This is a genomic window from Pseudomonas sp. NPDC096925 (assembly GCF_044762545.1).
GTDB lineage: Bacteria > Pseudomonadota > Gammaproteobacteria > Pseudomonadales > Pseudomonadaceae > Aquipseudomonas.
Genome location: NZ_JBIWEM010000002.1, coordinates 13,524 through 27,066, shown reverse-complemented (window position 1 = coordinate 27,066; position 13,543 = coordinate 13,524). Strand labels below are relative to the sequence as shown.

The window sequence follows — 13,543 nt, the reverse complement described above, 5'->3', positions numbered from 1 at the left end:
CGGAAAAGCCGACCGGTGGTTGGCCTGCTATGTTTGCCTTATCGTCACGGAGGAACACCGGCATGCATTCGGTACTGACGTTGCAAACCCCGCGCTTGAGTGACTACGGCGAACTGGTACAGGTGTGGGAGGACTCGGTACGCGCCACCCACGACTTCCTGCCCGATGGCTACATCGTCTTGCTGCGCGAACAGGTACTGCGTCGTTACCTCGACGCGGTGATGCTGATCTGCTGCAAGGACCGCCAACGCATCTGCGGCTTCGCCGGGGTCGCCAACGGGCGCGTGGACATGCTGTTCGTTGCACCTGCCTACCGGGGCAAAGGGGTTGGCAAGCGCCTGCTGCACTATGCGATCGACGAGCTGAATGCCGAGCGCCTGGACGTCAACGAACAGAACCCGCAAGCCTTGGGCTTCTACCTGCATGAAGGCTTCGAGGTGATCGGCCGTTCGGAAACCGACGGCCTGGGGCAGCCCTATCCCTTGCTGCACATGCGCCTGCGCAAAACGGCGTAAATGACACAGATTCCCAGCCCCTCTGCCGCGCGGGCAGGTACAATGCAGGTCTTTCCCTGCCTTTGCGAATTGCCGTCATGTCCGAACCCGTCCGCCTGTCCAAACGCCTTATCGAGCAGCTTGGCTGCTCCCGCCGGGAGGCCGAGCTGTATATCGAAGGCGGCTGGGTCACGGTCGATGGCGTGGTGGTCGAGCAACCGCAGTTCAAGGTCGGGCAGCAGCGCGTCGAACTGCTGCCGGGTGCTCGTGCCGAAACGCTGGAACCGGTAACCCTGCTGCTGAACCAGCCAGCCAACGTGGACAGCGAAATCGCCCGCGCCAGCATGAACATGGGCAGCCTCAGCGAGGCCCATCGCGAGGGTGTACGCGCCCTGCACGGGCATTTCGCCCGGCAGGCCTGCGTGGCACCGCTGGAGCGCGGCGCCAGCGGCCTGCAGGTCTTCACCCAGGACTGGCGGGTAACCCGCAAGATCGACGCCGACCTGCGCCGCCTGGAACAGGAATTCATCGTTGAAGTGCGCGGCGAGACCACACCCCAGGCGCTGGAACGCCTGGCACGCGGTGCCACCCGCAATGACCGCGAGCTGCCCAGGACCAAGGCCAGCTGGCAGAACGAGACCCACCTGCGCATGGTCCTGAAAAACCCGCAGCCAGGGCAGATTGCCGAGCTGTGCGCCTATCTGCGCCTGGAGCTGGTAGGCATGCGCCGCATTCGCCTGGGTGGCGTGTCGATGGGCAAGCTGCCCTTGGGCCAGTGGCGCTACCTGGCCACTACCGAACGTTTCTAAGCAATACGCCGCGCGACAGGTGCGGCACCTGAACAGGATTCTGCAACAATGAACCACAACGACGTCCTGCGCAGCCTGCGCTACATGCTCAAGGTGAATGACGCCAAGATGGCCGAAATCATCGGGCTATCCGGCCTCGACGTGCATCCCCTGGTGCTGGCCACCTACCTGAAGAAGGAAGACGAGGAAGGGTTCGTGCGTTGCCCGGAACGGGTCATGGCGCACTTTCTCGACGGCCTGGTGATCCACCGCCGCGGCAAGGATGACAGCCGCCCGCCGCAGCCGATCGAGCTGCCGGTGACCAACAACCTCATCCTCAAGAAACTGCGGGTGGCCTTCGAGCTCAAGGAAGACGACCTGCATGCGATCCTCAAGTCGGTCAACTTCCCGGTCAGCAAGCCCGAACTCAGCGCGCTGTTCCGCAAGGCCGGCCACGACAACTACCGCCCGTGCGGCGACCAGTTGCTGCGCAACTTCCTCAAGGGCCTGACCCTGCGCGTGCGCGGCTGAGTGGCCATGCAGCATACGGTTACCCCGGTCGGCATCATCCGCTCCTGTTTCAAGGAGAAGTTCGCCATCCCGCGCCAGCCACAACTGGCACCCGCTGCACGCGGTGTGCTCGAACTGCTGCCACCGTTCGACCAGGGTGATGCGGTCGAGGGCCTGGAGCAGGTCAGCCATGTCTGGCTGCTGTTCCTGTTCCACCAGGCGCTGGAAGACAAACCCCGCCTGAAGGTGCGGCCACCGCGCCTGGGCGGCAACAAGAGCATGGGCGTGTTCGCCACCCGCGCCACTCACCGGCCCAATGGTATCGGCCAGTCGGTGGTGCGTCTGGAAGGCGTGGAGCCAGGGCGCCTGCTGCTGTCCGGGATCGACCTGCTCGATGGCACGCCAGTGCTGGACATCAAACCGTATGTGCCGTACGCCGACAGCATCGCTGGCGCCAGCAACCGGATGGCCAGCGAAGCACCTGCCGCGATCGCCGTGCAGTGGGGCGACAACGCCCTGCCCCAGGCCCGTGAACATGCACTGCGCCTGGGTGAGCCGTTGGTGGAACTGATCGAGCAATGCCTGGCACAGGACCCCCGGCCGGCCTACCAGGTGCCACCGGCAGAGCGGGTGTATGGGGTGAAGTTCTGGGATGTGCAGGTAAGGTGGCATTACCCGCAGCCGGAGGTGATCCGGGTGTTGGAGGTGGTGCTGGCCTGAAGGGCGTGTGCAGACCTTGTGGGAGCGGCCTTGTGTCGCGAAAGGGCTGCGCAGCAGCCCCGGCAATCTTGCAGGATGGCTGATATCCTGGGGCCGCTGCGCGCCCCCTTCGCGATACAAGGCCGCTCCCACAAGGAACCGCGCACCGCACAGACATGAAAAAGGCGACCCTGAGGTCGCCTTTTTCTTTTCACCAACCCGCGATCAGCGAGCCGGGCCTTCAGCCACGCCCAGGTCGTCGGTCGGACGGGTGTCGACCAGCGGCGCACCACCGGAGGCCAGCTCCGATGCCAGCTTGTCGTTGTCCATTTCCTTCACCCACTTGGCCACGACCACAGTGGCAACGGCGTTGCCTACCAGGTTGGTCAGGGCACGGGCTTCAGACATGAAGCGGTCGATGCCGAGGATCAGCGCCAGGCCGGCAACCGGCAGGTGGCCTACGGCCGACAGGGTGGCAGCCAGGACGATGAAGCCCGAGCCGGTAACGCCGGCAGCACCTTTGGAAGCCACCAGCAGCACCAGCAGCAGGGTGATCTGGTGAGTGATGTCCATGGTGGTGTCGGTGGCCTGGGCGATGAACACTGCAGCCATGGTCAGGTAGATCGAGGTGCCGTCGAGGTTGAACGAGTAACCGGTCGGGATGACCAGGCCAACCACCGACTTCTTCGCACCCAGACGCTCCATCTTGGCCAGCATGCGTGGCAGGGCCGATTCCGAGGAGGAAGTGCCCAGCACGATCAGCAGTTCTTCACGGATGTAGCGGATCAGCTTGAGGACACTGAAACCGTGGGCGCGGCAGATACCGCCCAGCACCACCAGCACGAACAGCAGGCAGGTGATGTAGAAGCAGGCCATCAGGTAGCCCAGTTGCACCAGCGAGCCAACGCCGTACTGGCCGATGGTGAAGGCCATTGCACCAAAGGCACCGACTGGGGCGAGCTTCATGATCATGTTGATGATGTTGAACATGACGTGGGCGAAGCGGTCGATCATGTCCAGCACCGGCTTGCCGTAGCTGCCCAGGCGGTGCAGGGCGAAGCCGAACAGCACGGAGAACATCAGCACTTGCAGGATGTCGCCGTTGGCGAAGGCGCCGACCACGGTGTTGGGAATGACGTTGAGCAGGAAGCCGACGGTGGTCTGCTGCGCGCCGGCGGCGGCGTAGGCAGCCACGCTGCTGGCGTTCAGGGTGCTGACGTCAATGTGCATGCCAGCGCCCGGCTTGACCACGTTGACGACGACGAGGCCGATGATCAGGGCGATGGTGGAGACGATTTCAAAGTACAGCAGCGCGTAGCCACCGGTCTTGCCGACCGACTTCATGCTCTGCATGCCGGCGATGCCGCTGACCACGGTGCAGAAGATGATCGGGGCGATGACCATCTTGATCAGTTTGACGAAGCCGTCTCCCAAGGGTTTGAGAGCGACGCCCGTCTCCGGGTAGTAGTGGCCGAGCAGGATACCGATGGTGATGGCGACCAACACCTGGACATACAGGGATTTGTAAAGCGGCTGACGTGTCGTCATGGCTGATTTTCCTCAAGTGTGCCGGTTCACCCTTCCCAGGGCGATGTGGCACCTGAATCGCTAACCCTCCTGCACATGGAGGGATTTGTCGTTGTGTTCGAGCTGCCTGGGCAGGCCTCTGCGAGGATCAATAGCAAGGGTGGTGCCAAAATGCCCACGAAGGGTGCAAGGGCCGTATTTGCCTGGGATAAACGCCCAACGACGGGGCGATTCTGCGGAGAAAGGCTGGCGGATTTCCGCCCGGTGGCGGGATTTGTACAGGGGTGTTGGCGGGAATCCGCCCATTGTGTTTTGCCTGCGCTGGCCCTTTCGCGGGCTCGCCCGCTCCCACAGAGTGCCCGCAGGGCTCAGGACCTGTGCGGTACCTGTGGGAGCGGGTTCACCCGCGAAAGGGCCGGCACAGGCTACAAATCAATCCAGGTTGAAAGTGATTCTGAACGCCGCACCGCCCAAGGGCGAATCTCCCAGGCTCAGCTCGGCGTCATAGCTGTCGACGATATCCTTGACCACCGCCAAGCCGATCCCCTGCCCCGGGTGCTGGCTGTCCAGCCGTTCACCCCGTTCGAGAATGCGCTCACGCTGGTCGGCCGGCACCCCAGGCCCGTCGTCCTCGACGCACAAGGTCAACTGCCCAGGCGCCTGCTCCAGGCTCACACGCACCTGGCCCAGGCTCAGGCGGTAGGCGTTCTCCAGCAAGTTGCCCAGCAGCTCCAGCAACGCGCCCTGCTCCATCGGCACCTGCGCCGCCTCGGGCAGTTGCAGGGTCACGTTCACCCGCTTGTCCCGGTACACCTTGGCCAAGGTACTGCAAAGGCTGTCGAGCAACGGTCGCAGCAACACGCTGTGGCGCACCAGGCCACTCTTGCGCAGGCTGGCGCGTTGCAGCTGGTAGTCGATCTGCTGGCTCATGCGCTCGATCTGGCTCTGCAGCACGCGCGCCTGCTCGCGCTCGCCGCTACGCTGCTGCAGGCTTTCGCCCACCCCCTGCAACACCGCCAGCGGCGTCTTCAGGCTGTGCGCCAGGTCATCGAGCGAATCGCGGTAGCGTTGGCGCTGCTCGCGCTCGCTGCGCAACAGGCGGTTCAGCGAGCCGGTCAGGCGCAGCAGCTCACGCGGGTGTTCGCGGCTCAGGCCATCCCGCGCCCCCGACTCCACGTCGTCCAGCTCGAGGCTGAGCCGGCGCAACGAACGCAGGCCCCAGGTCAGGCCGGCCCACAACAGCACCAGCAACGCCAGCAGGGCCGCGCCAAAGCCGAGGTAGAGCTTTTCGCGCAGCCCGTCGAGGGTGTGCTGGTATTCGCGCACCGGTTGCAGGGCGACAATGCTGTAGGCGGCGCTCTGGCCACCCAGCAGCTTGATCTCGACGTCATAGACGAAGAACTCTTCGCCATCGGCCTGGTGAATGCGGGCGAATTCGTTGCCGCGGCCGTCGTAGCGCGGGCGGTAGTTGATGTTCTGCGCGGCGGTGGCCCGCGACTGCCAGACCAGCTTGCCATCGCGGTCGAAGATATAGCCGAGCAGGCCGGTGTACGGCAGGTTGTAGCGCTCGTCCGGCAGCAGGGTCGGCATCTGCAACTGGCCGTGCTCGATGCGCGCAGCGGAAATCAGCGTGGTCACATCCGAGGCCAGGCGTTGTTCGATCGACTCCTGCAGGGCCAGGCTGAAGGCTTTCTGCAGGGCCGGCAGCAGCGCCAGCATGAACAGCAGCGCCAGCACCGCGGCCGCCAGCATCAGGCGCACCCGCAGCGAACGGATCATCGGCAGCGCTCGGTGAACAGGTAGCCCAGACCGCGCACGGTGTCGATGGGTTTGAAGCCGCGCTCGCCCTCTAGCTTGCGCCGCAGGCGGCCGACCAGCACTTCGATGACATTCGGGTCACGTTCATCATCACCCGGGTACAGCTGTTCCATCAGGCGGTCCTTGGCCACCACCTGCTGGTGATGGCGCATGAGGTATTCGAGGATGCGGTATTCGTAGGCAGTCAGGGCCAGGGGGTGCTCGTCCAGCGTCGCCTGCTTGCGGTTGAGGTCGAGCACCAGCGGGCCGGCGGCGATGGTTGACTGAGTGAAGCCGCTGGAGCGGCGCAGCAGGGCATTCAGGCGTGCTTCGAGTTCTTCGAACTGGAACGGCTTGACCAGGTAGTCGTCGGCACCGGCGGCCAGGCCCTCGACCTTGTCCTGCCAGTTGCCGCGGGCGGTGAGGATGAGAATGGGGAAGGTCTTGTCCTGGCTGCGCAGGCGTGTGATCAGGTCCAGGCCGCCGATGCCGGGCAGGCCCAGGTCGATGACGGCCAGGTCGAAGTGGTATTGCCCGGCCTGGTACAGCGCCTCCTCGGCATCGGCGACGGCCTCGACCACATGGCCGCTTTCGCCCAGGCGGGTGTAGAGGTGATGGCGAAGCAGGGCTTCGTCCTCGACCACCAGCAGTTTCATGTGCAGCTCCTTGATATGTATTGCCTGTACCGGCCCTTTCGCGGCTAAAGCCGCTCCCACAGGTATTGCACAGGTTTTATGGACTGTGCGATCCCTGTGGGAGCGGCTTTAGCCGCGAAAGGGCCGGTACAGGATAACCCGGCTCGCCGGTCAGAACTTGTAGCTTGCAGCCAGGTAGGTCTGCGCGCTGCTGGTCAGGCGCAGGGTGCCGTCCTTCGGCCCGCCGTGCGCACCCACTTCGGTGGCGGCATTGGTGCGCAGGTAACGGTAGCCCAGTTCCACCGAGGCCTTGTCGGTGATGTCCTGGATCACACCGGCCTGCAGGCCATACGCGTAACCGTAGTCGGTATCCCGGCTGGCACCTGGCGAGTCCTGGGTCAGCTTGGTCACGCCCAGGCTGCCACCGCCAAACAGCTTGGTGGTATCACCCACCGGCAGGAACAGGTCGTAGCTGCCCAGCAGGTTCTCCTGGCGCAACTTCAGGCCACTGTGGTCGCCCGAGACGTTGTCGTAAGTCATGTAGTAGCGGCCCTGGTCATTGATCTTGCCCACCCGCACACCCCAGGTGTCGTCCTTGCCGATGATGCCGTCGGCGTTGAGGTGGTCGGTGTTGCGCTGCAGCAGGCCGGACTTGCGAACCTTGTCGCTGGTCTGGCCGTAGGTCAGGCTGGCGAAGTTGTCGTCCGCGGCCTGGGCGGTGGTGATGCCAGCGGCGCAGACGGCCATGGCGGCAAGCAGGGTGTTGAAGGTTTTCATGGCTGGATACTCCAGTTGGGTGCGCTGTTTCGGTCTGGAAGCTAGAGTAAGCAGGGCACCCTGAACCGCGACTGAACCCTGGCTGAACCCCGGCTGAACGAACCATTTGCAGAACAAGGAGTAGTGACCATGCGTGCCCTGCTGGCCTTGACCCTGATGTGCTGCGCCGCCCTCGCCCAAGCGGCGGTACAAACCCGCGAGATCCCCTACCAGGACGCCGACGGCAACCGCCTGGTCGGCTACTACGCCTATGACGACGCCCTAGAAGGCAAGCGCCCCGGCATTGTCGTGGTGCATGAGTGGTGGGGGCTGAACGACTACGTCAAGCGCCGCGCCCGCGAGCTCGCGGCGCTGGGCTACAACGCACTGGCCATCGACATGTATGGCGACGGCAAGCACACCGAGCACCCGGCCGACGCCCAGACGTTCATGGCAGAGGCGATGAAGGACCCCAAGGCCGCGGAGCGGCGCTTCGATGCCGGCCTCGAACTACTGAAACTGCAGCCGAACACCAACAAGCACCAGTTGGGCGCGGTCGGTTATTGCTTCGGCGGCAAGGTGGTGCTGGATGCCGCACGCCGCGGCGAAAAACTGGACGGCGTGGTGAGCTTCCATGGCGCACTGGCCACCCAGACCCCGGCCAAGCCTGGGGTGGTACGCGCGCAGATCCTGGTCGAGCACGGCGCGGCAGACAGCATGGTTACCTCGCAGCAGGTGGAGGCGTTCAAGGCCGAGATGGATGCAGCCAAGGTCGACTATGAGTTTGTCAGTATCGAAGGGGCCAAGCATGGGTTTACCAACCCGGATGCAGACCGGCTGAGCCATGGCGAGCATGGCGGGCCGGATATCGGCTACAACAAGGCGGCGGATGAAAGCTCGTGGGCGGATATGCAGGCGTTCTTCAGGAAGGTGTTCAAGTAAGGATTGCCGGGGGCGCCCTGCGCCCCTTTCGCGACGCAAGGCCGCTGCCCCAAGGATGCATTGCCACGCTAGCTCCCTTAGTGCCCGTACAGCTGGCACAATACCCCCCATGAACACACTCCCCGCCTGCTGCGCCCCGCTCCAGCACCACTGGCCCCTGCCCCGCCCGCTACCCGGCGCGGTGCTGGTCAGTTGCGCCTTCGACCCCACACGACTGGCACCCGACGACTTCCAGCGCGCCGGCGTCGTGCCAGGCGCCAGCCTGCAGCGCTCGGTGGCCAAGCGCCAGGCCGAGTATCTGGCCGGCCGGGTGTGCGCCCGCGCCGCGCTGCTACGCCTGGACGGCCGTGACTACGTGCCCGGCACCCACGAAGACCGCTCGCCCATCTGGCCAGCCGGTATCCACGGCTCGATCACCCACGGCAAAGGCTGGGCCGCTGCCGTGGTCGCCGCCGAGGGCAGTTGCCAGGGCCTGGGCCTGGATCAGGAAGCGCTGCTGGATGACCAGCGCGCCGAGCGGTTGATGGGCGAAATCCTCACCCCACCCGAAGTCGAACGCCTGGACCGCCGCCAGCTCGGCCTTGCCGTCACCCTGACTTTCTCGCTCAAGGAAAGCCTGTTCAAGACCCTTTACCCGCTGACCCGCCAGCGCTTCTACTTCGAGCACGCCGAAGTGCTGGACTGGTCCGCCGAAGGCCTGGCCCGCCTGCGCCTGCTCACCGACCTGTCGCCGCAGTGGCGGCATGGCAGCGAACTGCAGGGCCAGTTCTGCCTGCAGGACGGCCACCTGCTCAGCCTGGTCAGCGTCTGACCGTCACAACGGTGCCTGCTGCCGTGGCCAGTTCAGGCTGAAGCAGGCCCCGCCCAGCGCGGCGCTGCGCCCCACCGTGGCCCGGCCCGCGTGCCAGTAAATGATCCGCCGCACGATCGACAGGCCCAGGCCATGCCCGCCCGAGGCGCGGGTGCGGCTGTCGTCGAGGCGGGTGAACGGTGTGAAGATGCGGTCCCAGAAGCCCTCGGGGATCCCCGGGCCGTCATCCTCCACATCGATACGGCAGCGTTGCTGCCCCAACTGGTAGCTTAGGCGCACCTCGGCCTCGGCATGGCGCATGGCGTTGCCCACCAGGTTCTGCAGGGCCCGGTGCAGGTAGCGCGGCTCGGCCTCGACCCAGGCACCTTCGGCATCGGCGCCCTGGCATTCACCTCGCACCACCCGTACCTCGGCACGCAGCGGCGCGAGCTCTTCGATCACCCGGTCAAGCAAGGCATCCAGGTCGATCCGCTGGAACTTCAAGGCCGGCGCCCCCTGCTCCAGACGGGCATAGGTGAGCATCTCGTCGACCAGCTTGTCGAGATCCTGGATATCGCCGTCTATGCCCGCCAGGTGTTTGGCCCGTGCCTGCTCGGTGGTGGCGTTCTCGATCATCTCCAGGCCAAAACGCAGGCGGGCCACCGGCGTGCGCAGCTCGTGGGAAACCGCCCGCACCAGCTCACGCTGCATGGTCAGCGAGCGCTGCAGGTGCTCGGCCATGCCGTTGAAGGCTGCAGCCAGGCGCCCTACCGAGTCGGCGTCGCCGGCCGGCACGCGGGTGTCCAGGCTACCCTGAGCGATACGCGTGGCGGCAATCTCCAGGCCCGACACGCGCCGCTCCAGCTGGCGCACCAGCAGGTAGACCACCAGGCCGATCAGGCACAGGCCGAGAAAGGCGATCAGGATCAGCAACTGCGGCGGATACGGGTTGAGCTGGTACAGCGGGCCGATTTCCAGCACCCAGGGCGAGCCAGCCAGCCCGGCGAACACGCGGATCGAGTCACCATCCTTGCCCAGGGCCATGACCGTGTCGCCCTCCTCGACCCGGCGCCGCTGGTCATCGTCCAGGCTCACCCGCTCGATGCGCTGCAGGGCCACGCCAAAGCCGAAACCCTTTTCTTTCTTGATCTGTGCCAGGCGCTGCTGCTGTTCGGTTACCGGGTAGCGCACCAGTTCGTCGGCCAGCAGGTAGAGGGTGGCCCGCGCCAGTTGCTCACTTATCTGCTTGATCTGCGCTACCAGCATCAGGTCTTCCTGGCCGACCTTGCGCAGTACCTGGGCCGCATGCGGGCCGGTCTTCTCGACCACCACCAGGCCGCGGTACAGGCGCGCCCGCTGGCCACCATCGAGGGTGCGCGCGGTCATTGGCTGCAGCGCCAACGGCACGCCAAGCAGGCGCTCCCAGATCAGCAGTGAACGCTTGCGCTCGGTGTCGTTCTGCAGCGCCAGGTTGTCGGCCATCAGGCTGAAAGTCCCCTGGGCCAGGCCCTCGCGGTGCTGGGCGGCACGCACTTCGTTGACCAGGTGCAGGCTGAGCACCCCGAGCAGAGCCACCAGCACCAGCACGGCCAGCATGCCGCCATAGATGCGCAGGAAGATCGAGTTGTTCATGAGGCCTCGCCAACGAACAGGTAGCCTTTACTGCGCAGGGTCTTGATCAGCCTTGGCTGGAGCGGGTCGTCGCCGATCTTGGGGCGGATCCTGGAAATGCGTATGTCGATGGAACGGTCCTGGCCGTCGTAGCCGACGCCACGTAGCGCGGTGAAGATCTGCTCGCGCGTCAGCACCCGGCCGGCGTTGCTGGCCAGCAGCCAGAGCAGGTCGAATTCGGCACCGGTCAGCTCGATCAGTTGTTCACCCAGACGCGCCTCGCGCAGGCGATTGTCGATGCGCAGCGCGCCGAAGGCCAGGTCCTGGCGCTTGCTGTCCGGTGCTTCGCTGCGGCGCAGCAGGGCCTGAATGCGCGCCAGCAGCAGGCGTGGGCGTACGGGTTTGCAGACGTAGTCGTCGGCCCCCAGGTCCAGGCCCTGGACCTGGTCGAGTTCATCGCTGCGTGCGGTCAGCATGAGGATCGGGCCGGGGTACTGGCTGCGCACCCGGCGGCAGATGCTCAGGCCGTCCTCGCCGGGCAGCATCAGGTCGAGAATGACCAGGTCGGGCTGGCTGTCGACGATGCGCCGCGCAGCGCGGGCGCCATCGCCCTCGACGCTGACTTCGAAGCCGTTGGCCTGCAGGTACTCGGCGGTGAGCTCGGCCAGGCGCTGGTCGTCTTCGACGATGAGGATACGGGGTGCGGGGTGGTCCATGGCTTGTGCCTTTGCTTGTTGTTTTTCTGTGGCCTGTACCGGCCTGTTCGCGGGCACGCCCGCTCCCACAGGGACCGCGCCCCTTTCAAGGCTTGCACAGTACCTGTGGGAGCGGGCGAGCCCGCGAAGGGGCCGGTGCAGGAAACATGACCCTTTAACCAAAAGGCAACATCTGCTTCGGATACTACGTCCCGCCCCCAGGCACTGCCAACCTGCCAGCAGCCCCTCGACTGAACCGTTTTTTGTGACAGGGTTCGCGCCCGAAAAATTCTGCCCAGAACCGGCAAGGCGCAGAAAAATACTGCAAACCACTTGGCACAAGGCCTACAGCGAATACCCACCATTCACTCACAAAGTACGCACAAGTTATCCACAGGCGCTCGCCTTGCAAAGCCCCCAATACCGCATTATCTTGTATCCCGATCGCAGCGAACCACTAGATATAGGGTTTCGTGCAAAATCACACACAAAAGTCAACCCGCAAAATCAAGCGATTTTTCGGGTGAACTTCAAGTGATTTCAGCAGCCAAACCGCTCCTGCGGAGGCGACCGAGGCAAGCCCTTCCAGGGCCTTGTTCGGGTATGGGTGTGGCAGGCCAGGCCTGGCATCCATCAGCAACAGTTTTTGGGCACGGCCCAGAACCTTTGACTTCGGCCAGGGAGCGGCAAGCCATTGCCCCTTATTCCTGAGTCTGTCCCGAAGTCGGTACGCCCGCGCGGGCGGATGCGCATGCATTGCCCATCCCCGCCAGGCCATCGAGCAAGTGGACGGAACGGTGGGCGCCCAAAAGGCGCCTGAACAATATAGAAACTGTGGAGACACCCACCCATGCAAACCGACACAACTCGCGAGAACCCGCAGGCCAAGGTGCCGCAGGCCGCCGATTCCAACCAGGATCTGGCCGCCACCGCCCCCGGCCAACTGCGCGTGATCAAGCGTAACGGCACTGTCGTCCCCTACACCGACGACAAGATCACCGTTGCCATCACCAAGGCGTTCCTCGCAGTTGAAGGCGGCACCGCCGCCGCTTCGTCGCGCATCCACGACACCGTCGCGCGCCTGACCGAGCAGGTCACCGCCACGTTCAAGCGTCGCATGCCATCGGGTGGCACCATCCACATCGAAGAAATCCAGGACCAGGTCGAACTGGCCCTGATGCGCGCCGGCGAGCAGAAAGTCGCCCGTGACTACGTGATCTACCGCGAGCAGCGCGCCAAGGAGCGTGCCACCCGCGTGAACGCCGAGTCCGTGGTCGAGCCGCACCCGTCCATCCGCATCACCCTGGCCGACGGCAGCCTGGCGCCGCTCGACATGGCCCGCCTGAACACCATCATCAGCGAAGCCTGCGAAGGCCTGGCCGAAGTCGATGGCGACCTGATCCAGCGCGACACCCTGAAGAACCTGTACGACGGCGTGGCCATCAAGGACGTCAACACCGCCCTGGTAATGACCGCCCGTACCCTGGTAGAGCGCGAGCCGAACTACTCGTTCGTGACCGCCCGCCTGCTGATGGACACCCTGCGCGCCGAAGGCCTGGGCTTCCTGAACGTGGCCGAGAGCGCCACCCACCACGAAATGGCCGACCTGTACGCCAAGGCCCTGCCAGCCTACATCGACAAAGGCGTCGAGTTCGAGCTGCTGGACCCGGCCCTGAAAGGCTACGACCTGGACCGCCTGGGCAAGGCCATCGACCACGAGCGTGACCAGCAATTCACCTACCTGGGCCTGCAGACCCTGTACGACCGCTACTTCATCCACAAGGATGGCGTGCGCTTCGAGCTGCCACAGGTATTCTTCATGCGTGTGGCCATGGGCCTGGCGCTGGAAGAGAAAGACAAGGAAGCCCGTGCGATCGAGTTCTACAACCTGTTGTCGTCGTTCGACTACATGGCCTCGACCCCGACCCTGTTCAACGCCGGCACCCTGCGCCCGCAGCTGTCCAGCTGCTACCTGACCACCGTGCCGGACGACCTGTCGGGCATCTACCACGCGATCCACGACAACGCCATGCTGTCGAAATTCGCCGGTGGCCTGGGCAACGACTGGACCCCTGTGCGTGCACTGGGCTCCTACATCAAGGGCACCAACGGCAAGTCGCAGGGCGTGGTTCCGTTCCTGAAAGTGGTCAACGACACCGCCGTTGCCGTGAACCAGGGTGGCAAGCGCAAGGGCGCCGTGTGTGCCTACCTGGAAACCTGGCACCTGGACATCGAAGAGTTCATCGAGCTGCGCAAGAACACCGGTGATGACCGTCGTCGTACCCACGACATGAACACC

Annotated in this window: 13 protein-coding genes; 7 read left to right on the top strand and 6 right to left on the bottom strand. The window is 64.8% G+C overall.

What is annotated here, in order from left to right:
- Positions 1-62: 62 nt before the first annotated feature.
- The 4 genes from ACIQYU_RS06130 (at position 63) to tsaA (ending at position 2,512) form a co-directional block, all read left to right on the top strand.
- Complete coding sequence (locus ACIQYU_RS06130; RefSeq protein WP_063913038.1) at positions 63-515, top strand: GNAT family N-acetyltransferase; 453 nt, start codon at positions 63-65, stop codon at positions 513-515.
- Positions 516-592: 77 nt separating this feature from the next.
- The gene (locus tag ACIQYU_RS06125; protein ID WP_207830709.1) at positions 593-1,303 is read left to right on the top strand and encodes an rRNA pseudouridine synthase; all 711 of its coding nucleotides are present in this window, start codon (positions 593-595) and stop codon (positions 1,301-1,303) included.
- 48 nt (positions 1,304-1,351) lie between these two features.
- Positions 1,352-1,813 (top strand): DUF1456 family protein, encoded by a 462-nt coding sequence (locus ACIQYU_RS06120; RefSeq protein ID WP_013973832.1) that lies wholly within the window; start codon positions 1,352-1,354, stop codon positions 1,811-1,813.
- Positions 1,814-1,819: 6 nt separating this feature from the next.
- The gene (tsaA, locus tag ACIQYU_RS06115; protein WP_402798564.1) at positions 1,820-2,512 is read left to right on the top strand and encodes a tRNA (N6-threonylcarbamoyladenosine(37)-N6)-methyltransferase TrmO; all 693 of its coding nucleotides are present in this window, start codon (positions 1,820-1,822) and stop codon (positions 2,510-2,512) included.
- Positions 2,513-2,716: 204 nt separating this feature from the next.
- On the opposite strand, the gene ACIQYU_RS06110 is transcribed toward tsaA, so the two are convergent.
- From ACIQYU_RS06110 to ACIQYU_RS06095, 4 genes are all read right to left on the bottom strand, one after another.
- Positions 2,717-4,039 carry a dicarboxylate/amino acid:cation symporter gene (locus tag ACIQYU_RS06110; protein ID WP_025340279.1) on the bottom strand — a complete coding sequence of 441 codons (1,323 nt, stop codon included), beginning with the start codon at positions 4,037-4,039 and terminating at the stop codon, positions 2,717-2,719.
- 411 nt (positions 4,040-4,450) lie between these two features.
- A complete protein-coding gene (locus ACIQYU_RS06105; RefSeq protein WP_063913041.1) occupies positions 4,451-5,797 on the bottom strand; it encodes an ATP-binding protein in 1,347 nt (448 codons plus the stop codon).
- Entirely contained in the window at positions 5,794-6,471 is a 678-nt protein-coding gene (locus ACIQYU_RS06100) for a response regulator (RefSeq protein WP_233693773.1), read from the bottom strand. Before ACIQYU_RS06100 ends, ACIQYU_RS06105 begins: the two co-directional genes overlap by 4 nt.
- Before the next feature lie 150 nt (positions 6,472-6,621).
- Positions 6,622-7,227, bottom strand: coding sequence for an outer membrane beta-barrel protein (locus ACIQYU_RS06095; protein ID WP_013973837.1), 606 nt, complete (start codon positions 7,225-7,227; stop codon positions 6,622-6,624).
- Positions 7,228-7,356: 129 nt separating this feature from the next.
- Between ACIQYU_RS06095 and ACIQYU_RS06090 the strand changes: the two genes are divergently transcribed.
- Positions 7,357-8,148, top strand: a complete 792-nt coding sequence (locus ACIQYU_RS06090; RefSeq protein WP_233688334.1) for a dienelactone hydrolase family protein — start codon at positions 7,357-7,359, stop codon at positions 8,146-8,148.
- A 109-nt stretch (positions 8,149-8,257) separates the two neighbouring features.
- Positions 8,258-8,959, top strand: a complete 702-nt coding sequence (locus ACIQYU_RS06085) for a 4'-phosphopantetheinyl transferase (protein WP_207830702.1) — start codon at positions 8,258-8,260, stop codon at positions 8,957-8,959.
- A gap of 3 nt (positions 8,960-8,962) precedes the next feature.
- Here the strand turns inward: ACIQYU_RS06085 and ACIQYU_RS06080 are convergent, their stop codons facing one another.
- Together ACIQYU_RS06080 and ACIQYU_RS06075 are read right to left on the bottom strand one after the other, a co-directional pair.
- Positions 8,963-10,570 carry an ATP-binding protein gene (locus tag ACIQYU_RS06080; protein WP_402798560.1) on the bottom strand — a complete coding sequence of 536 codons (1,608 nt, stop codon included), beginning with the start codon at positions 10,568-10,570 and terminating at the stop codon, positions 8,963-8,965.
- Positions 10,567-11,265, bottom strand: a complete 699-nt coding sequence (locus ACIQYU_RS06075) for a response regulator transcription factor (protein WP_207830699.1) — start codon at positions 11,263-11,265, stop codon at positions 10,567-10,569. Before ACIQYU_RS06075 ends, ACIQYU_RS06080 begins: the two co-directional genes overlap by 4 nt.
- Positions 11,266-12,094: 829 nt before the next feature.
- Here ACIQYU_RS06075 and ACIQYU_RS06070 point away from each other — a divergent pair.
- Positions 12,095-13,543, top strand: a 1,449-nt coding sequence (locus ACIQYU_RS06070) for an ATP cone domain-containing protein (RefSeq protein WP_402798559.1), incomplete at its 3' end; no start/stop codon positions are given.

What these genes read in the sequence shown, in the direction of transcription:
- ACIQYU_RS06100 (WP_233693773.1), bottom strand. Translation starts at nt 6,471, where the DNA reads ATGAAACTGCTGGTGGTCGAGGACGAAGCCCTGCTTCGCCATCACCTC.
- ACIQYU_RS06090 (WP_233688334.1), top strand. Translation starts at nt 7,357, where the DNA reads ATGCGTGCCCTGCTGGCCTTGACCCTGATGTGCTGCGCCGCCCTCGCC.
- ACIQYU_RS06105 (WP_063913041.1), bottom strand. Translation starts at nt 5,797, where the DNA reads ATGATCCGTTCGCTGCGGGTGCGCCTGATGCTGGCGGCCGCGGTGCTG.
- ACIQYU_RS06075 (WP_207830699.1), bottom strand. Translation starts at nt 11,265, where the DNA reads ATGGACCACCCCGCACCCCGTATCCTCATCGTCGAAGACGACCAGCGC.
- ACIQYU_RS06085 (WP_207830702.1), top strand. Translation starts at nt 8,258, where the DNA reads ATGAACACACTCCCCGCCTGCTGCGCCCCGCTCCAGCACCACTGGCCC.
- ACIQYU_RS06125 (WP_207830709.1), top strand. Translation starts at nt 593, where the DNA reads ATGTCCGAACCCGTCCGCCTGTCCAAACGCCTTATCGAGCAGCTTGGC.
- ACIQYU_RS06080 (WP_402798560.1), bottom strand. Translation starts at nt 10,570, where the DNA reads ATGAACAACTCGATCTTCCTGCGCATCTATGGCGGCATGCTGGCCGTG.
- ACIQYU_RS06095 (WP_013973837.1), bottom strand. Translation starts at nt 7,227, where the DNA reads ATGAAAACCTTCAACACCCTGCTTGCCGCCATGGCCGTCTGCGCCGCT.
- ACIQYU_RS06130 (WP_063913038.1), top strand. Translation starts at nt 63, where the DNA reads ATGCATTCGGTACTGACGTTGCAAACCCCGCGCTTGAGTGACTACGGC.
- ACIQYU_RS06120 (WP_013973832.1), top strand. Translation starts at nt 1,352, where the DNA reads ATGAACCACAACGACGTCCTGCGCAGCCTGCGCTACATGCTCAAGGTG.
- tsaA (WP_402798564.1), top strand. Translation starts at nt 1,820, where the DNA reads ATGCAGCATACGGTTACCCCGGTCGGCATCATCCGCTCCTGTTTCAAG.
- ACIQYU_RS06110 (WP_025340279.1), bottom strand. Translation starts at nt 4,039, where the DNA reads ATGACGACACGTCAGCCGCTTTACAAATCCCTGTATGTCCAGGTGTTG.